Here is a 17584-nt window from a genome sequence, read left to right as displayed (position 1 = left end):
ATGAGTGAAGCAATCAAAAAGCCTGCAGGTTCTGAAGGCATTATTCAGATGCAGGGCGTCAACAAGTGGTACGGCCAGTTCCACGTGCTGAAAGACATCAACCTCAACGTCAAACAGGGCGAGCGTATCGTCCTGTGCGGGCCGTCGGGTTCCGGAAAATCGACAACGATTCGCTGCCTCAATCGTCTGGAAGAACACCAGCAGGGCCGCATCGTCGTCGACGGCGTGGAACTGACCAACGACCTCAAGCAGATCGAAGCGATCCGCCGCGAAGTCGGCATGGTGTTCCAGCACTTCAACCTGTTCCCGCACCTGACCATTCTGCAGAACTGCACCCTGGCGCCAATGTGGGTACGCAAGATGCCCAAGCGCAAGGCCGAGGAAATCGCCATGCATTACCTGGAGCGCGTACGCATTCCGGAGCAGGCGCACAAGTTTCCGGGGCAACTGTCCGGTGGTCAGCAACAGCGTGTGGCGATCGCCCGCGCCCTGTGCATGAAACCGAAAATCATGCTGTTCGATGAACCGACTTCAGCGCTCGATCCGGAGATGGTGAAGGAAGTACTCGACACCATGATCGGTCTGGCTGAAGACGGCATGACCATGCTTTGCGTGACTCACGAAATGGGCTTTGCGCGGACTGTGGCCAATCGCGTGATCTTCATGGATAAAGGTGAAATCGTTGAGCAGGCGGCGCCGAATGACTTCTTCGATAACCCGCAGAACGAGCGGACGAAGCTGTTCTTGAGTCAGATTTTGCATTGATGGTTTGTGTGTAAAAACAACCCGGCCTTGTGCCGGGTTTGTTTTTTGGAGTCAGGAAGCGGTGAGGGTTTCGTGTTCCTTGTGCACGGTGTACTTGAACGCACCTCTCAAGTCAGCCCCTTCGGCCAAGACTTTCGCATCGGCAAGCAAGTGCGGGTAACGATCCAGCAGCCGCATCAAAAGCATCAACGCCTTCGGCGGCAGCAATTCGCCTCGTTCGTACCTGGAAAATGCGTTGTGGCCTCCACCTGACAGCAGTTGCACCGTCTCTTTTTGCGTCAGGTGCAATTTGCGCCGGATGCGCTTCATCTCGGAACCGATCATTTGTCTTGCAGCGATAACCAGCTCATCGCCTGCTTCCGTGTAACGATCAGCGCTATCGGTGCCGTCATCCCACTCGATTTCCCCGCACTGCCGGCATTCCCAGCCAGCGAGATCATCTACGCGGCGCTCCATGCCTTTGACACTCAGGGTCTCACCGCGACCCTCGAAATGCCTCATTCCCTCACGGGCACCACAGCTGAAACATTGCCGGGTTTTCATGGGTTTTTCTCCTTGAAGGAGATTACCGGTGCGCCGCCGGCAGGGCGGTATGTCACCTTGATGTAAATCTCCAGGCCTTTTGAGTTGATGTGATACACGTCCTGCCAGACTCGATGATCGTCATAGGTGGTCATCGATTTGTACAACATCCTGTTCTGCAACTCGAAAACGATCTCCTGCATTTCTGCGAAGCTAAAACCGAGATCGAGACCGGTTTTGTCCGCGGTCTTGGTGAAAGCTTGTCTGCCAAGTCGTCTGACTTCCGCCTTGATCACCGCCAAGTCGTAATGGGGTGTGTTCTTTTCCATAAGAAACCAAAACCCTGTCCCTGAAATTACCCTTAAAGGGTAATTTTGACCAATCGAAAATACCGCTTCATGTGTCTCCGATTGACCCTAGGTGGTTGCCGTCCTACACGGGTCTGACTAACATGTCAGAAAATTCATCCTATGATTGGATGAAAGGGCGAATCCTATGTCAGACATTTCTCCACTCATCAAACGATCCCTGGTCGATCAGGCCTTGGATCAACTTCGTCAGCGCATCAACGGCGGTGCCTGGCAGGTTGGCGAGCGTTTGCCGACCGAACCCGAGCTGTGCGCCGAACTGGGCATCAGCCGCAACACCGTGCGCGAAGCCATGCGCGTATTGGCGTTTTCCGGGCTGATCGAGATTCGCCAGGGCGATGGCAGTTACTTGCGCGCAGTGGTCGATCCGATGGATACCTTGAAAGCGCTGTCGCAATGCTCGCTGGAACAGGCGCGGGAAACCCGCCACATCCTCGAAGTCGAAGCGATCGGTTTGGCGGCATTGCGCCGCACCGACGAAGACCTCGTCGCATTGCGTGAAGCGCTCGGCACCAGCGGCAGCCACTACCACGGCGATCTCGACACCTATATCGCCTGCGATCTGGTGTTCCACCGCCGTCTGGTCGACGCCGCGCACAACCCGACCCTCAGCGAGCTGTATCGCTACTTTTCCAGCATCGTCGGCGCGCAATTGCGGCAGACCCTGAACATCGTCCCGCGCCGTCAGGAAGTGTTCGACCTGCACATCGCGTTGCTCGATGCGGTCGAGCAACGCGACCCGGAACGGGCCAAAGCTTTGTCGAGGCAGTTGATCAATGAACCTTGAAACCGAGAAATCCATGTCCCGCACCGAGATATCCACAGCCCCGAAGCGCACGGCAGAACTTGAAGAACTGCTGATCGACGCCGAGGCTGACGACGAGCAAGTCCAACAGAGCCATCCGCTGGTGCGCCGGCCGTGGTTGTTGCTGCTCGGCTTGATTCTGGTGGCGCTGAACTTGCGTCCGGCGCTGTCGAGCATGGCGCCGCTGCTCAGCGATGTGTCGAAAAGTCTTGGCTTGTCGGCGGCTCAGGCCGGTCTGCTGACTACGCTGCCGGTGTTGTGCCTCGGTTTGTTTGCGCCACTGGCACCGATTCTGGCGCGACGTTTTGGTGCTGAGCGGGTGGTGCTGGGGATTTTGCTGACACTGGCGGGCGGGATCATTTTGCGCAGCAACTTCGGTGAGATCGGCCTGTTCGCCGGCAGCGTATTGGGTGGTGCCAGTATTGGCATCATCGGCGTTCTGTTGCCGGGCATCGTCAAACGCGATTTCGCCAAACACGCCGGCACCATGACCGGTGTCTACACCATGGCGCTGTGCCTGGGCGCAGCGATGGCGGCAGGTTCCAGCGTGCCGCTGAGTGAGCATTTCGGTGGTAGCTGGGCGATGGGCCTGGGTTTCTGGGTGATTCCGGCGTTGGTTGCAGCGGTGTTCTGGTTGCCGCAAGTCGGGCAGAAACATGGCGCGCACAATGTTGCATACCGCGTACGCGGTCTGCTGCGTGATCCGCTGGCCTGGCAAGTGACCTTGTACATGGGCCTGCAATCATCGCTGGCCTACATCGTCTTCGGCTGGTTACCGTCGATCCTGATTGGTCGTGGACTGACGCCAACCCAGGCCGGTCTGGTGTTGTCCGGTTCGGTGATCATTCAACTGGCCAGTTCACTGGCTGCGCCGTGGCTGGCCACTCGCGGCAAGGATCAGCGTCTGGCGATTGTGGTGGTGATGGCGCTGACCCTCGGCGGTCTGTTCGGTTGTCTGTATGCGCCGATCGAAGGGCTGTGGGGCTGGGCGATTCTGTTGGGTCTGGGGCAGGGCGGTACGTTCAGTCTGGCGCTGACCTTGATCGTGTTGCGCTCGCGGGATTCACATGTCGCGGCGAACCTGTCGAGCATGTCTCAGGGTTTTGGTTACACGCTGGCGTCGATGGGGCCGTTCGCGGTCGGCGTGGTGCATGACTGGACCGGCGGCTGGAATGCCGTCGGCTGGATCTTTGGCATCATCGGTACAGGTGCGATCATCGCCGGGCTTGGCGCCGGGCGTGCGCTGTACGTGCAAGTGCAAAGCGAGAAGATCTGACGCGGTTCAAACTGTAGGAGTGAGCCTGCTCGCGATAGCTTTATACCAGTCAACGTTGCGCTGACTGACACTCCGCTATCGCGAGCAGGCTCACTCCTACATGGGTTTTGTGTACAGCGGGTATTCGGTTTGCGAATGCCGATAGTGTTTCTGCACATTGCAGACTATCGTGCTGGCAATCTGTACCTATCTTGGAGATTGCCCATGAGCGAAGCCCACGCCGCGTTGATCACCCGCTTCTACCAGGCCTTCCAGCGCCTCGACGCCGAAGCCATGGCCGCCTGCTACACCGACGATGTAGTGTTCAGCGACCCGGCCTTCGGCGAACTGCGTGGCCGCGATGCCGGCGACATGTGGCGCATGCTCACTACCCGCGCCAAAGACTTCTCGCTGACCTTCGACAACGTTCGTGCCGATGAACGCAGCGGCGGTGCACATTGGGTCGCAACCTACCTGTTCAGCCAGACCGGCAACGTCGTGGTCAACGATATCCAGGCCCGCTTCGTGTTCCGTGACGGCAAGATCTGCGAGCACCACGATCATTTTGATCTGTGGCGCTGGTCGCGTCAGGCGCTCGGTTTCAAAGGCCTGCTACTGGGCTGGACGCCGCTGGTGCGCAACGCCGTGCGCGCCCAGGCATTGAAGGGACTGAAGGCATTTCAGGCCGGTCGCTGATAAGATCGCCGCCTGTTTCCTACACGTCTAGATCCCGAAGTGACCAGCCTTAGCGAAAAATCTGTCGATGTCGCCGAACCCGTGAGCAAATCCTGGTTCGTCTACCTCGTTCGCGCCGCCAATGGTTCGTTGTACTGCGGGATCAGTGATGACCCGGTGCGTCGTTTCGCCAAGCATCAAAGCGGCAAAGGTGCACGGTTCTTCCTCTCCAGCCCGGCGATGGCGCTGGTCTACACCGAGCTGTGCCGCGACAAGAGCGATGCGTTGCGTCAGGAACGCTTGATCAAAAAGCTCAAGAAAAGCGCAAAGGAATGCCTAGTTGCGTCTTATCAATCTGACTGATTGGTTCCCATCAGGCAGATCTGTAGGCTGCTAAGCAAATGCGCGCTAAGCTGCTGGCTCACTATCTGAGCGGCGGAGCCGAGCATGTCCGAGTTGATTCTGCACCACTACCCGACCTCCCCATTTGCCGAGAAGGCCCGCCTGCTGCTGGGTTTCAAAGGCTTGTCGTGGCGCTCGGTGCATATTTCGCCGGTGATGCCGAAACCGGATCTGACCGCGCTGACTGGCGGCTACCGCAAGACACCGGTGTTGCAGATTGGCGCTGACATCTATTGCGACACATCGTTAATCGCGCGGCGCCTGGAGCAGGAAAAGGCTTTGCCGGCGTTCTTCCCTGAAGGTCAGGAGTTCACCTCCGCGAGTTTTGCCACTTGGGCTGATTCGGTGGTGTTCCAGCATGCCGTGAGTCTGGTGTTCCAGCCGGAATCGGTTGCCGTGCGTTTCGCCAAGCTGCCACCGGAAGCGATCAAAGCTTTTATCGCCGACCGTGCCGGTCTGTTCAGTGGTGGCAGCGCCACGCGTTTGTCTGCCGAACAAGCCAAGCATCAGTGGCCGACGATCATGGCGCGGCTGGAGCAGCAGTTGCAACGCGAGCAGGGTGACTTTCTGTTTGGCGAGCCGTCGATTGCCGACTTTGCACTGGCGCATCCCATGTGGTTCCTGAAAGCGACTCACGTCACGGCACCGCTGGTGGATGAGTATCCGGCGGTTGCAGCCTGGTTGGGGCGAGTGCTGGGCTTTGGTCATGGCGCAGCCAGTGCGATGACGTCGGAAGAGGCGCTTGAGGTTGCACGCAAGGCGACACCGGCAGCATTGCCGGATGAGCAGTTCGTTGATCCGAACGGTTTCAAGGCTGGTCAGCAGGTGGCGATTGCTGCGACGGATTACGGGGTTGATCCGGTGGTGGGTGAGTTGCTGTTTGCCGGCAGCGAAGAGTTGATCATTCGGCGCGAAGACGAGCGCGGCGGCGTGGTGCATGTGCACTTCCCGCGCTTTGGTTTTCGTATCGAAGCCCGCTGATCTCTCAAGTCTGTAGCAAAACTTTGTAGGAGTGAGCCTGCTCGCGATAGCGGTGTGTCAATCGGCGGATTTATCGACTGACACACCGCTATCGCGAGCAGGCTCACTCCTACAGGTTATTTCAGTGCGGCGAGGATTTCGTCCGGGTCAAACCCGCGAATCAATGTGCCGTTCACATCGATCAACGGAATCCCGCGTCCACCCAATGCCTCATACGCCTTGCGCGCCTCGGCATCCTTCTCGATATCGAACTCCTTGAACGCAATCCCCTTGCTGTCGAGAAAGCGTTTGGTCTGCTTGCAGTAGCCGCACCAGTCAGTGGCGTAGAGCACGACATTGGCCTGCGCCCGTGTCTGCTCCGAGACCATTTGTGACGGGTTGAACACCCGCTCGATCTTGCCCCAGTTCTGATAAACCACGACCACCAGCAGAACCAGTGCAACCTTCTTCAGCACATTGCCGAGCATCAGTTACGCCGCTTCAACTGATCGGTGAGCGACGTTGGCAGGCCTTTGATCACCAGGGTGCCAGCCTCTTCGTCGTATTCGATCTTCGAACCCAGCAGGTGCGCTTCAAAGCTGATCGACAGGCCTTCGGCGCGGCCGGTGAAGCGGCGGAATTGATTCAGGGTGCGTTTGTCCGCCGGAATTTCAGGCGACAGGCCGTAGTCCTTGTTGCGGATGTGATCGTAGAAGGCTTTCGGGCGTTCTTCGTCGATCAGCTCGGACAACTCTTCCAGACCCATCGGTTCGCCGAGTTTGGCCTGGCTGCTGGCGTAATCGACCAGGGTCTTGGTCTTCTCGCGAGCGGATTCTTCCGGCAGGTCTTCGCTCTCGACGAAGTCGCTGAAAGCCTTGAGCAGAGTCCGGGTCTCGCCCGGGCCGTCGACGCCTTCCTGGCAGCCGATAAAGTCGCGGAAGTATTCCGAAACCTTTTTGCCGTTCTTGCCCTTGATGAACGAGATGTATTGCTTGGACTGCTTGTTGTTCTGCCATTCAGAGACGTTGATCCGCGCCGCCAGGTGCAACTGACCTAGGTCAAGGTGGCGCGACGGGGTCACGTCCAGTTCATCGGTCACTGCCACGCCTTCGCTGTGGTGCAGCAGGGCGATGGCCAGGTAATCGGTCATGCCTTGCTGATAGTGGGCGAACAGCACGTGTCCGCCGACCGACAGATTCGACTCTTCCATCAGTTTTTGCAGGTGTTCGACCGCGACTTTGCTGAACGCAGTGAAGTCCTTGCCGCCCTCCATGTATTCCTTCAGCCAGCCGCTGAAGGGGAACGCGCCGGACTCCGGATGGAACAGGCCCCAGGCTTTGCCCTGTTTGGCGTTGTAGCTCTCGTTGAGGTCGGCGAGCATGTTTTCGATGGCTGCAGACTCGGCCAGTTCCGTGTCACGGGCGTGCAGAACTGCGGGTGTGCCGTCGGGTTTTTTGTCGATCAGGTGGACGATGCAATGACGGATCGGCATGGGCTTCTCGGCTGTTGGAAGGGAGGAGGGCAGGCTCCCCCGAAAAAGCGCCCAGTGTACCGCAACCACTGGTTTTGGCGCGGGTTGTAGGGCAAAACCGGGGCGCGCTCTGGCGCTTATGCAGTTTTTTACCGATTTAGCGCAATAAAGCTGACCAAATGGGTAGCTAGAGGCGGATATTTCCCCGGCTCTGTGCTAGTTTTGCCCGGTCTTACGCGAAGTCACTGCGTTAAGCGTGCAATCAGCATTTGTCAGGTCGAACCAAACCCTGATTTCGGTATCTATAACCCGACTCGTCGTGGTTATCGCCGAGGGTGCCAGATCCAGAAGATCGGGCTCGATGGCTGACACTGCACTCTGCAATCCATATGAATTTGATAGGGAAGGAACACTACATGGCTCTTACTAAAGACCAACTGATCGCCGACATCGCTGAAGCTATCGACGCGCCGAAAACCACCGCGCGTAACGCTCTGGACCAACTGGGCCAAATCGTTGCCGATCAGCTGGAAAACGGCGGCGAAATCACCTTGCCAGGTATCGGCAAGCTGAAAGTGACCGAGCGTCCTGCCCGCACTGGCCGTAACCCTTCGACTGGCGCTGCCATCGAAATCCCTGCTAAGAAAGTGATCAAGCTGGTTGTGGCCAAAGGCCTGACCGACGCTGTGAACAAGTAAGACGCAGCGATAAAAAAACCGTGCACCGGAGCGATCCGGGCACGGTTTTTTTGTGTCTGCGATTTGGCGAGGAATGAGACCGCCTTGTAGGAGCTGTCGAGTGAAACGAGGCTGCGATCTTTTGATCTTGTTCTTCAGGATCAAGATCAAAAGATCGCAGCGTGCCGCAGCTCCTACAGGGGCATCTGCGCAGCTATCAGCGAACCCAGCGCTCGCGGCGCCAGATCTGCTGCTCGGACTTGGTCTGGAACGTCCAGGCGACGAAACGGCTTTGCTTCTGGCCCTGAGACATCTCCACGACCTGGCTTTCCAGCACTCCGGCCTTCTTCAGCGCGGTTTCAATGGCCGGCAGGTTCGACGCTTTCGACACCAAGGTGCTGAACCACAGCACTTTATGCTGGAAATTCGCGCTCTCGGCGATCAATTGCGTCACGAAGCGCGCTTCACCGCCTTCACACCACAGCTCAGCCGACTGGCCGCCGAAGTTCAGCACCGGCAGTTTGCGTTTCGGGTCGGCCTTGCCCAGTGCGCGCCATTTGCGCTCGCTGCCCTTGGTCGCTTCATCCATCGAGGCGTGGAACGGCGGGTTGCACATGGTCAGGTCGAAGCGCTCGCCCGGTTCCAACAGACCAATCAGGATGTGCTTGCGGTTCTCCTGCTGGCGCAGCTTGATGACCTTGTTCAGATCGTTGGACTGGACGATGGCCGTTGCAGCGGCAACGGCCGTCGGGTCGATCTCCGAGCCGAGGAAGTGCCAGCGGTATTCACTGTTACCGATCAGCGGATACACGCAGTTGGCGCCCATGCCGATGTCCAGCACGTTGACGATCGCACCGCGCGGGACCTTGCCGTCGTTCATGCTGGCCAGCAAATCCGCAAGGAAGTGCACGTAATCGGCACGGCCCGGAACAGGCGGGCAGAGGTAATCTGCCGGGATGTCCCAATGCTGGATGCCATAGAACGACTTGAGCAGCGCCCGGTTGAACACGCGCACCGCATCGGGGCTGGCAAAGTCGATGCTTTCCTTGCCGTACGGGTTGGTGATCACGAACTTCGCCAGTTCCGGCGTGGTCTTGATTAGCGCCGGGAAGTCGTAACGACCCTGATGGCGATTGCGCGGGTGCAGGCTGGCCTTTTCACGCGGCTCGACGGTCTTGGCCGGGGTCGCGGTGTCAGGCTTCTTGCGCGCAGGTTTGGGTGTGCGGGGGGCGTTCATGGGCGTGGTCGATTCGGGTATGGCTGAAAGTGGCGGGTATTGTCCCACATTGATGAGCCATGCGCCGAACCTGTGACCCATGACCTTGGACTTGGGGATTTTGATTTATGTAGGAGCTGCCGAAGGCTGCGATCTTTTGATCTTGATCCTGAAAAACAAGATCAAAAGATCGCAGCCTTCGGCAGCTCCTACAGGGGAAGGTGGCGGGAACCATAAAAAAGGGAGGCCGCATGGGCCTCCCTTTTTTATTGCGATTTGCCGTTACAGGCTGGCAATCCGCGCATGCTGCTCGGCCAGTTTGCCCAGGGCTTGTTCAGCCTCGGCCAGTTTGGCGCGTTCTTTTTCGATGACTTCGGCCGGGGCCTTGTCGACGAAACCGGCGTTGGACAGTTTGCCGCCAACGCGCTGGACTTCGCCCTGCAGACGCAGGATTTCCTTGTCCAGACGCGCCAGTTCAGCGCCCTTGTCGATCAGGCCGGCCATTGGTACCAGCACTTCCATCTCGCCAACCAGTGCGGTGGCGGACAGCGGCGCTTCTTCGCCGGCCTTCAGGACAGTGATCGATTCCAGTCGCGCCAGTTTCTTCAGCAGCGCTTCGTTCTCGGTCAGACGGCGCTGGTCTTCAGCGCTGACGTTCTTCAGGTAGATTGGCAGCGGTTTGCCCGGGCCGATGTTCATTTCGCCACGGATGTTACGCGTGCCGAGCATCAGTTCCTTGAGCCATTCGATGTCGTCTTCGGCCGCGGGATCGATGCGCTCTTCGTTGGCCACTGGCCACGCTTGCAGCATGATCGTCTTGCCCTGAATACCAGCCAGCGGCGCGATGCGCTGCCAGATTTCTTCAGTGATGAACGGCATGAACGGATGCGCCAGACGCAGCGCCACTTCCAGTACGCGAACCAGCGTGCGGCGGGTGCCGCGCTGACGTTCAACCGGCGCATTCTCGTCCCACAGCACTGGCTTGGACAGTTCCAGGTACCAGTCGCAGTACTGGTTCCAGATGAACTCGTACAGCGCTTGTGCTGCCAGGTCGAAACGGAACTGATCGAGTTGACGGGTCACTTCGGCTTCGGTGCGTTGCAGCTGCGAGATGATCCAGCGATCCGCCAGGGACAGCTCGTAGGCTTCGCCGTTCTGGCCGCAGTCTTCGCCCTTGTCCAGAACATAGCGCGCGGCGTTCCAGATCTTGTTGCAGAAGTTGCGATAGCCTTCGACGCGGCCCATGTCGAACTTGATGTCGCGACCGGTCGAGGCCAGCGAGCAGAAAGTGAAGCGCAGGGCGTCGGTGCCGTAGCTGGCGATGCCGTCGGCGAACTCCTCGCGGGTCTGCTTCTCGATCTTCTTCGCCAGTTTCGGCTGCATCATGCCGGAGGTGCGCTTCTGCACCAGCTCTTCCAGCTCGATACCGTCGATGATGTCCAGCGGATCCAGGACGTTGCCCTTGGACTTGGACATCTTCTGGCCCTGGCCATCGCGCACCAGACCGTGCACATAAACGGTCTTGAACGGCACCTGCGGCGTGCCGTCTTCGTTCTTGATCAGGTGCATGGTCAGCATGATCATCCGGGCAACCCAGAAGAAAATGATGTCGAAACCGGTGACCAGTACGTCGGTGGAGTGGAATTTCTTCAGGAACTCGGTCTGCTCAGGCCAGCCCAGGGTGGAGAAGGTCCACAGGCCGGAACTGAACCAGGTGTCGAGTACGTCGTTGTCCTGTTGCAGCGCAACGTCCGGACCGAGGTTGTGCTTGGCACGTACTTCGGCTTCGTCGCGACCGACGTAGACCTTGCCCGACTCGTCGTACCAGGCCGGAATCCGGTGGCCCCACCACAGCTGACGGCTGATGCACCAGTCCTGGATGTCGCGCATCCACGAGAAGTACATGTTTTCGTACTGCTTCGGCACGAACTGGATGCGGCCGTCTTCAACGGCGGCAATCGCAGGCTCGGCCAAAGGCTTGGTCGACACGTACCACTGGTCGGTCAACCACGGCTCGATGATGGTGCCGGAGCGGTCGCCTTTCGGGACTTTCAGGCCGTGGTCGTTGACGCTGACCAGCAGGCCGGCGGCGTCGAACGCAGCAACGATTTGCTTACGCGCTTCAAAACGCTCAAGACCGGCGTATTCAGCCGGAATCGCGCCGTCGATGCTGTCGTTCAGCGTGCCATCAAGGTTGAACACCTGGGCTGCCGGCAGCACGTTGGCATTCTTGTCGAAGATATTCAGCAGCGGCAGGTTGTGGCGCTTGCCGACTTCGTAGTCGTTGAAGTCGTGGGCCGGGGTGATTTTCACGCAACCGGTGCCGAATTCAGGATCGCAGTAATCGTCGGCGATGATCGGGATGCGGCGGCCAACCAGTGGCAACTCGACAAACTTGCCGATCAGGGCTTGGTAGCGCTCGTCGTTCGGGTTCACCGCAACGGCGGAGTCGCCGAGCATGGTTTCCGGACGGGTGGTCGCGACGATCAGGAAATCGTTGCCATCAGCGGTTTTCGCGCCGTCGGCCAACGGGTACTTGAGGTTCCACAGGAAACCTTTCTCGTCGTGGTTTTCCACTTCGAGGTCGGAAATCGCCGTGTGCAGTTTGGTGTCCCAGTTGACCAGGCGCTTGCCGCGATAGATCAGGCCGTCTTCGTGCAGGCGTACGAACGCTTCTTTAACCGCTTCCGAGAGGCCGTCGTCCATGGTGAAGCGCTCGCGGCTCCAGTCAACGGACGAGCCGAGACGGCGGATCTGACGGCTGATGTTGCCGCCGGACTGATCCTTCCACTCCCAGACTTTCTCGAGGAATTTTTCGCGGCCCAGATCATGGCGATTCTGGCCCTGGGCTTCGAGTTGACGCTCCACCAGCATCTGCGTGGCGATACCGGCGTGGTCGGTACCCGGTTGCCACAGGGTGTTGCGACCCTGCATGCGGCGGAAACGGATCAGGGCGTCCATGATCGCGTTGTTGAAACCGTGACCCATGTGCAGGCTGCCGGTGACGTTCGGCGGCGGAATCATGATGGTGTAGGAGTCGCCCGCGCCTTGCGGGGCGAAGTAGTTCTCGGACTCCCAGGTGTTGTACCAGGAAGTTTCAATGGCGTGCGGCTGGTAGGTCTTATCCATGCGCGGCGGGACCCTATTGGCATTAATTCAGGAAAAGCCGACGAGTATAGCGGGGCATGGGGCCGAGGGCGAGCGGGGCGGGCCGGATGGAGATCTAAATGTAGGAGCTGCCGAAGGCTGCGATCTTTTGATCTTGTCTTTAAAAAACAAAGGCCAAAAGATCGCAGCCTGCGGCAGCTCCTACACGGGACGGGTTATTCGTACTGACTCAGCAGCCGTTCCATCCGCGCATCGAGCCGGCGTTTGATTTCGGTTTCGATGTGCGGCGCGAAGTCGTCGATCACGTCCTGCATGATCAATTGCGCGGCGGCGCGTAGTTCGCTGTCGAGGTGGAGCAGGGCGTCCGGGCCTTTATTCACAGGTGCCACAGGTTGCGCGGCGGTTGTCGGGGCTGGCGCGGGTGATGGTTCGACAGCAGCCGGCTCGGCGCCGACAGAGTCAAACAACATCGGAATCTGTTCCTGTTCGCCGTCGTCGACCGTGTCGGTCAACAGCGGTGGTTGCAGGTTGTCGTCGCCGAGCAACTGGCGAATCGATTCGAGATCGTCCAGCAGGTGTGTTGGCTTTTGCTGCGGTTTCGGAGTGTCCATTGGAATGCTCAGAGTCGCTGTAAACGGTGATCTTGCAGAGGATAGCCCTGTTCGCGGTAGAAACGGAAACTCTCCCGCGCGGCCGCCCGAATCGTCGGATCTTCGACCACCACTTCCGCCACCCGGGCGAATTTGCTGGCGAAGGCCGGGACTTTCAGATCGAGATTGACCAGTAAATCCTGATGCTGACCGCAGTCGTCACCCAACCCCAGCACAATCAAACCGTCCGGTTCACTGTCAGCCGGGCCGTGAGGCACGAACGTTTCGCCCTTGAATGCCCACAGGCGCGCATCGAGATCGTCACGCTGAGCCGCATCGCTGCAATGCAGATAGATGCGATGGCCCATGCGCCAGGCTTTCTCGGTGAGTTTGCAGGCAAAATCCAGGCGAGCCGACGGGTCGGCGCTGGGCAGGATGTAAAAATCGACTTTGGTCATTGCGGTTCCAGAGCGGCAAGCGGCGTCACCCGAGAGTGACGCCGCTCATCAGCGGGTTCAGGCTTTGGCGCGATCCAGCAGGTACTGGGTCAGCAGAGGTACTGGACGGCCAGTGGCGCCCTTGTCCTTGCCACCGCTGGTCCATGCGGTGCCGGCGATGTCCAGGTGCGCCCAGTTGAGGTTTTTGGTGAAGCGTGAGAGGAAGCACGCGGCGGTGATCGTGCCGGCCTTCGGCCCGCCAATGTTGGCGATGTCGGCAAACGGGCTGTCCAGTTGTTCCTGGTACTCGTCGAACAGCGGCAGTTGCCAGGCGCGGTCGTCAGCGGCTTTACCGGCGCTGAGCAGTTGGCCGATCAGTTCGTCGTTGTTGCCCAGCAGACCCGAGGTGTGCGCACCCAGTGCGACGACGCAAGCGCCGGTCAGGGTGGCAATGTCGATCACCGCTTGTGGCTTGAAGCGCTCGGAGTAGGTCAGCGCATCGCACAGCACCAGACGGCCTTCGGCGTCGGTGTTGAGGATTTCCACGGTCTGGCCGCTCATGGTGGTGACGATGTCGCCTGGACGTGTGGCGTTGCCGCTCGGCATGTTTTCCGCGCAGGCGAGGATGCACACCAGGTTGATCGGCAGTTTCAGCTCAAGCACGGCGCGCAGGGTGCCGAACACGGAGGCAGCGCCGCCCATGTCGTATTTCATTTCGTCCATGCCGGCGCCTGGCTTCAGGCTGATGCCGCCGGTGTCGAAGGTGATGCCTTTACCGACCAGTGCGTACGGCTTCTCGGATTTCTTGCCGCCGTTGTATTGCATGACGATCAGGCGCGGCGGCTGCTCGCTGCCTTGGCCGACGGCGTAGAACGAGCCCATGCCCAGGGATTTGATCTTCTTCTCGTCGAGGACTTCGACTTTCAGATCCTTGAACTCTTTGCCGAGGTTCTTCGCTTGTTCGCCGAGGAAGGTCGGGTGGCAGATGTTCGGCGGCAGGTTGCCCAGATCGCGGGTGAAGGCCATGCCATTGGCAATCGCGGTCGCGTGGTTCACGGCGCGTTGCACTTCGGCTTGCGCAGCCTTGATGGTCAGCAGGGTGATTTTTTTCAGGGCGCGCGGTTCGGCTTTCTGGCTCTTGAACTGGTCGAAGGTGTATTCGCCGTCCACCAGGGTTTCCGCCAGCAGACGGGTTTTACCGTAGCTGTCGCGGTTTTTGACAATAATTTCATCCAGCGCCAGCACGGCGTCGCTGCCGCCCAGGCCCTTCAAGGTGTTGAGGATGCCAGCAACGATTTTGCGGAACGGGCGGTCACCCAGTTCTTCATCCTTGCCCACGCCGACCAGCAGCACGCGCTCGGCTTTCAGATTCGGCAGGCTGTGCAGCAACAGGCTCTGGCCGACCTTGCCGGCCAGATCGCCACGCTTGAGAACGGCGCTGATCGCGCCACCGCTGAGTTCGTCGACCTGTTTGGCGGCGACACCGAGTTTGCGGCCTTCACCGACGGCAACCACCAGGGTGGCGGTTTTCAACGTTTCTGGGCCAACGCTTTTTACAACCAGTTCCATGTCCGGATCCCTGAATGAATGGTCAACACGCAGGCGTTCGACGGTGTCCGCAGTCGCCTGCTTATAGATAGAAGAGGCGCAGGCCAAAGCCTGCGACAAGGGCCGCAGTTTGAACCTCGCTCCCCGCGCCTGACAACCCTAGGGGGCGTTCTCAATTAGTTTTCACACCGCGTTGTCGCCTTAAAGCCAGCCAGGCAAGGCGCAGGCCGCTGGGAATGGTTGTTCCCTTTCCAAGGCCTGCAACGCAGACTGGCCGGCTTTAAGGCACAACCCGAAGGGCCGGGCCTGCTGTTGTGCAGGGCTGCGTTGCTCGAAGCTTATTTGGAATGACCAAACCACGCTTCTCGCGCCTTGCCCTGCACAACAGCAGACCCGGCGCGGTGTGAAAACTAATTGAGAACGCCCCCTAGGTTGTACGATCTGCAAAGGATTACAGACATGGATGAGTGTGCGCAGTGACAGGCGCCTCCAATCACAGGATAATGCCGCATCTTTTTTCGACGGCTCTGCGTTGCGGGCCGGTCGATGTGTTTGCTTGTTTGGCCGCCTTAGCCTGACAACCCTGGAGTGTCTGGTTTGATCGTCTTCCGTTATCTGTCCCGCGAAGTCCTGTTGACCCTCAGCGCCGTGAGTGCCGTGCTGTTGGTCATCATCATGAGCGGTCGCTTCATCAAATACCTCGCTCAGGCCGCTGCCGGTCAGCTCGATCCGGGCTCGCTGTTCCTGATCATGGGCTTTCGTCTGCCGGGGTTTCTGCAACTGATTCTGCCGCTGGGCCTGTTCCTCGGGATCCTGCTGGCCTACGGTCGTCTGTATCTCGAAAGCGAGATGACCGTGCTGTCGGCCACCGGCATGAGCCAGCAGAAGCTGTTTCGCATGACCTTGTTTCCAGCGACCCTGGTTGCGCTGGTGGTGGCATGGCTGAGCCTTGGGCTGGCCCCACAAGGCGCCAACCAGTTCCAGTTGCTGCTGAACAAGCAGGACGCGCTGACCGAATTCGATACCCTCGAGCCGGGACGCTTCCAGGCCCTGCGTGACGGCACCCGGGTGACCTACACCGAAACCCTGAGTGACGATCGCGTCAACCTGGGTAGCGTGTTCATTTCGCAGAAGAACCTCGGCGCCGATCAAAAGGATCGCGGGATTTCCGTGCTGGTGGCTGAAAGCGGTCGCCAGGAAGTGCGCCCCGACGGCAACCGCTATCTGATCCTCGATAACGGCTACCGCTACGACGGCAGTCCGGGTCAGGCCGATTACCGTGCCATTCATTACGAAACCTACGGCGTGCTGTTGCCCAAGCCGGACGTCAGCGAAGAAGTCACCGATCGCGACGCCATGCCGACCTCGTCTCTGCTGGGCAGCGATGACATTCGCTCGAAAACCGAACTGCAATGGCGTTTGTCCCTGCCGCTGCTGGTATTTATCGTGACCTTGATGGCGGTGCCACTGTCGCGAGTCAATCCGCGCCAAGGGCGTTTCCTCAAGCTGCTGCCGGCGATTCTTCTTTATATGGCTTACCTGACCATTCTGATTGCCGCCCGCGGCGCCCTTGAAAAAGGCAAGATCCCGCCGGCCCTTGGCCTATGGTGGGTGCACGCGATCTTCCTGTTCATCGGTCTCGGCCTGCTCTATTGGGAGCCGCTACGCCTGAAGATGGCCAGCCGTCGCTCCGCAGCGCTGGAGGTGGCCCGTGGTTAAACTCGATCGCTACATCGGCAGCAGCGTGTTCATGGCGATCATTGCCGTGCTCGCCATCATTCTCGGCCTGGCGACGCTGTTCGCCTTCATCGATGAGATGGGTGACGTCAGCGAAACCTACACCCTCGTTGATGTCCTGAGCTTCGTACTGCTGACCGCGCCGCGCCGTCTCTACGAAATGCTGCCAATGGCCGCATTGATCGGCTGCCTGATCGGCCTCGGCAGTCTGGCCAGCAGCAGTGAGCTGACGGTCATGCGCGCCGCTGGCGTGTCCATCGGCCGTATCGTCTGGGCCGTCATGAAGCCAATGCTGGTGCTGATGCTGGCCGGCGTACTGATCGGCGAATACGTTGCTCCGGCGACCGAAAGCATGGCCCAGGCCAATCGCTCGCTGGCGCAAGGCAGCGGCGACGCGCAGAGCGCCAAACACGGTATGTGGCACCGTCAGGGTGAAGAATTCATCCACATCAACGCCGTGCAACCGAACGGCCTGTTGTATGGCGTGACCCGCTATCACTTCGACAAGGAGCGCCATCTGCTGAGTTCGAGCTTCGCCAAGAAGGCCGAGTTCGACGGCAATAAGTGGCAACTCACCGACGTTGCCACCACGCTGTTCCATGAGCGCAGCACGGAAGTCGTCAATACCCCGAGTGAGCAATGGGACGTGGCGTTGAGCCCGCAATTGCTCAGCACCGTGGTCATGGCGCCGGAATCGCTGTCGATCAGTGGCTTGTGGGGTTACATCCACTACCTGTCCGAGCAAGGCCTGAGCAACGGCCGTTACTGGCTGGCATTTTGGGTCAAGGTGTTGCAGCCGTTGGTCACTGCCGCTCTGGTGTTGATGGCGATCTCCTTCATCTTCGGTCCGTTGCGTTCGGTGACTCTCGGTCAGCGCGTGTTCACCGGTGTTCTGGTGGGCTTCACCTTCCGTATCGTCCAGGATTTGCTCGGCCCGTCGAGCCTGGTGTTCGGTTTCTCGCCGCTGTTCGCGGTACTGGTGCCGGCCGGGGTTTGTGCGCTGGCGGGTGTCTGGCTGCTGCGAAGAGCCGGTTGATGACAGGCGATT

General features: G+C 59.3%; 18 protein-coding genes. 9 read left to right on the top strand and 9 right to left on the bottom strand.

Translation table 11 applies throughout. From position 1 onward, the window contains the following. Positions 1 to 765, top strand: a complete 765-nt coding sequence (locus CKW38_RS09590; protein ID WP_007914351.1) for an amino acid ABC transporter ATP-binding protein — start codon at positions 1 to 3, stop codon at positions 763 to 765. Between the two features lie 51 nt (positions 766 to 816). On the opposite strand, the gene CKW38_RS09585 is transcribed toward CKW38_RS09590, so the two are convergent. Then, positions 817 to 1308, bottom strand: a complete 492-nt coding sequence (locus CKW38_RS09585; protein WP_095112600.1) for a type II TA system antitoxin MqsA family protein — start codon at positions 1306 to 1308, stop codon at positions 817 to 819. Further along, a complete protein-coding gene (locus tag CKW38_RS09580; protein ID WP_007914355.1) occupies positions 1305 to 1616 on the bottom strand; it encodes a type II toxin-antitoxin system MqsR family toxin in 312 nt (103 codons plus the stop codon). The genes CKW38_RS09585 and CKW38_RS09580 overlap by 4 nt, the downstream gene beginning before the upstream one ends. Before the next feature lie 166 nt (positions 1617 to 1782). Between CKW38_RS09580 and CKW38_RS09575 the strand changes: the two genes are divergently transcribed. The 5 genes from CKW38_RS09575 to CKW38_RS09555 all read left to right on the top strand — a co-directional run bounded on the left by CKW38_RS09575 (position 1783) and on the right by CKW38_RS09555 (position 5773). After that, entirely contained in the window at positions 1783 to 2442 is a 660-nt protein-coding gene (locus CKW38_RS09575; RefSeq protein ID WP_007949914.1) for a FadR/GntR family transcriptional regulator, read from the top strand. Continuing rightward, positions 2432 to 3736, top strand: coding sequence for a CynX/NimT family MFS transporter (locus CKW38_RS09570; RefSeq protein WP_007909060.1), 1305 nt, complete (start codon positions 2432 to 2434; stop codon positions 3734 to 3736). Before CKW38_RS09575 ends, CKW38_RS09570 begins: the two co-directional genes overlap by 11 nt. Positions 3737 to 3940: 204 nt before the next feature. Further along, entirely contained in the window at positions 3941 to 4411 is a 471-nt protein-coding gene (locus CKW38_RS09565) for a nuclear transport factor 2 family protein (RefSeq protein ID WP_007909058.1), read from the top strand. A gap of 39 nt (positions 4412 to 4450) precedes the next feature. Then, on the top strand, positions 4451 to 4753 hold the full coding sequence (locus CKW38_RS09560; protein WP_007909056.1) for a GIY-YIG nuclease family protein: 303 nt from the start codon (positions 4451 to 4453) through the stop codon (positions 4751 to 4753). Positions 4754 to 4837: 84 nt separating this feature from the next. Then, entirely contained in the window at positions 4838 to 5773 is a 936-nt protein-coding gene (locus tag CKW38_RS09555; RefSeq protein WP_095112595.1) for a glutathione S-transferase family protein, read from the top strand. Positions 5774 to 5889: 116 nt separating this feature from the next. On the opposite strand, the gene CKW38_RS09550 is transcribed toward CKW38_RS09555, so the two are convergent. Beyond that, on the bottom strand, positions 5890 to 6240 hold the full coding sequence (locus CKW38_RS09550; RefSeq protein WP_095112594.1) for a glutaredoxin family protein: 351 nt from the start codon (positions 6238 to 6240) through the stop codon (positions 5890 to 5892). After that, positions 6240 to 7244 carry a nucleoid-associated protein YejK gene (yejK, locus tag CKW38_RS09545; protein WP_007909053.1) on the bottom strand — a complete coding sequence of 335 codons (1005 nt, stop codon included), beginning with the start codon at positions 7242 to 7244 and terminating at the stop codon, positions 6240 to 6242. The genes CKW38_RS09550 and yejK overlap by 1 nt, the downstream gene beginning before the upstream one ends. Positions 7245 to 7639: 395 nt before the next feature. On the opposite strand from yejK, the gene CKW38_RS09540 reads away from it, so the two are divergent. After that, entirely contained in the window at positions 7640 to 7921 is a 282-nt protein-coding gene (locus CKW38_RS09540) for an HU family DNA-binding protein (protein ID WP_003221909.1), read from the top strand. Positions 7922 to 8117: 196 nt separating this feature from the next. Here the strand turns inward: CKW38_RS09540 and rlmF are convergent, their stop codons facing one another. The 5 genes from rlmF to CKW38_RS09510 all read right to left on the bottom strand — a co-directional run bounded on the left by rlmF (position 8118) and on the right by CKW38_RS09510 (position 14820). Continuing rightward, on the bottom strand, positions 8118 to 9137 hold the full coding sequence (rlmF, locus tag CKW38_RS09535; protein WP_095112592.1) for a 23S rRNA (adenine(1618)-N(6))-methyltransferase RlmF: 1020 nt from the start codon (positions 9135 to 9137) through the stop codon (positions 8118 to 8120). A 261-nt stretch (positions 9138 to 9398) separates the two neighbouring features. Continuing rightward, complete coding sequence (locus CKW38_RS09525; protein ID WP_095112589.1) at positions 9399 to 12245, bottom strand: valine--tRNA ligase; 2847 nt, start codon at positions 12243 to 12245, stop codon at positions 9399 to 9401. 194 nt (positions 12246 to 12439) lie between these two features. Continuing rightward, entirely contained in the window at positions 12440 to 12835 is a 396-nt protein-coding gene (locus CKW38_RS09520; RefSeq protein ID WP_095112588.1) for a DNA polymerase III subunit chi, read from the bottom strand. A gap of 8 nt (positions 12836 to 12843) precedes the next feature. Next, the gene (locus tag CKW38_RS09515) at positions 12844 to 13272 is read right to left on the bottom strand and encodes a DNA polymerase III subunit chi (protein ID WP_007909049.1); all 429 of its coding nucleotides are present in this window, start codon (positions 13270 to 13272) and stop codon (positions 12844 to 12846) included. A 57-nt stretch (positions 13273 to 13329) separates the two neighbouring features. After that, positions 13330 to 14820: a leucyl aminopeptidase gene (locus CKW38_RS09510; RefSeq protein ID WP_007950052.1), complete on the bottom strand. Its 1491-nt coding sequence runs from the start codon at positions 14818 to 14820 to the stop codon at positions 13330 to 13332. A gap of 576 nt (positions 14821 to 15396) precedes the next feature. Here CKW38_RS09510 and lptF point away from each other — a divergent pair. Continuing rightward, complete coding sequence (lptF, locus tag CKW38_RS09505; RefSeq protein WP_007909044.1) at positions 15397 to 16518, top strand: LPS export ABC transporter permease LptF; 1122 nt, start codon at positions 15397 to 15399, stop codon at positions 16516 to 16518. Then, positions 16511 to 17572, top strand: coding sequence for an LPS export ABC transporter permease LptG (lptG, locus tag CKW38_RS09500; protein ID WP_007909032.1), 1062 nt, complete (start codon positions 16511 to 16513; stop codon positions 17570 to 17572). The genes lptF and lptG overlap by 8 nt, the downstream gene beginning before the upstream one ends. Positions 17573 to 17584 lie beyond the last annotated feature (12 nt).

The organism is Pseudomonas sp. Irchel 3H7 (genome assembly GCF_900187605.1).
In the GTDB taxonomy this organism is placed as follows: domain Bacteria; phylum Pseudomonadota; class Gammaproteobacteria; order Pseudomonadales; family Pseudomonadaceae; genus Aquipseudomonas.
Note: the sequence above shows the minus strand (reverse complement) of the source record. Positions and strands in the feature narration are given on the sequence as shown.

Bases quoted from the DNA above. Each gene is read 5' to 3' on its own strand.
- yejK (WP_007909053.1), bottom strand. From the start codon at position 7,244: ATGCCGATCCGTCATTGCATCGTCCACCTGATCGACAAAAAACCCGAC.
- CKW38_RS09510 (WP_007950052.1), bottom strand. From the start codon at position 14,820: ATGGAACTGGTTGTAAAAAGCGTTGGCCCAGAAACGTTGAAAACCGCC.
- CKW38_RS09565 (WP_007909058.1), top strand. From the start codon at position 3,941: ATGAGCGAAGCCCACGCCGCGTTGATCACCCGCTTCTACCAGGCCTTC.
- CKW38_RS09555 (WP_095112595.1), top strand. From the start codon at position 4,838: ATGTCCGAGTTGATTCTGCACCACTACCCGACCTCCCCATTTGCCGAG.
- CKW38_RS09590 (WP_007914351.1), top strand. From the start codon at position 1: ATGAGTGAAGCAATCAAAAAGCCTGCAGGTTCTGAAGGCATTATTCAG.
- CKW38_RS09520 (WP_095112588.1), bottom strand. From the start codon at position 12,835: ATGGACACTCCGAAACCGCAGCAAAAGCCAACACACCTGCTGGACGAT.
- CKW38_RS09580 (WP_007914355.1), bottom strand. From the start codon at position 1,616: ATGGAAAAGAACACACCCCATTACGACTTGGCGGTGATCAAGGCGGAA.
- CKW38_RS09515 (WP_007909049.1), bottom strand. From the start codon at position 13,272: ATGACCAAAGTCGATTTTTACATCCTGCCCAGCGCCGACCCGTCGGCT.
- rlmF (WP_095112592.1), bottom strand. From the start codon at position 9,137: ATGAACGCCCCCCGCACACCCAAACCTGCGCGCAAGAAGCCTGACACC.
- CKW38_RS09525 (WP_095112589.1), bottom strand. From the start codon at position 12,245: ATGGATAAGACCTACCAGCCGCACGCCATTGAAACTTCCTGGTACAAC.
- CKW38_RS09585 (WP_095112600.1), bottom strand. From the start codon at position 1,308: ATGAAAACCCGGCAATGTTTCAGCTGTGGTGCCCGTGAGGGAATGAGG.
- CKW38_RS09550 (WP_095112594.1), bottom strand. From the start codon at position 6,240: ATGCTCGGCAATGTGCTGAAGAAGGTTGCACTGGTTCTGCTGGTGGTC.
- CKW38_RS09575 (WP_007949914.1), top strand. From the start codon at position 1,783: ATGTCAGACATTTCTCCACTCATCAAACGATCCCTGGTCGATCAGGCC.
- CKW38_RS09570 (WP_007909060.1), top strand. From the start codon at position 2,432: ATGAACCTTGAAACCGAGAAATCCATGTCCCGCACCGAGATATCCACA.
- CKW38_RS09540 (WP_003221909.1), top strand. From the start codon at position 7,640: ATGGCTCTTACTAAAGACCAACTGATCGCCGACATCGCTGAAGCTATC.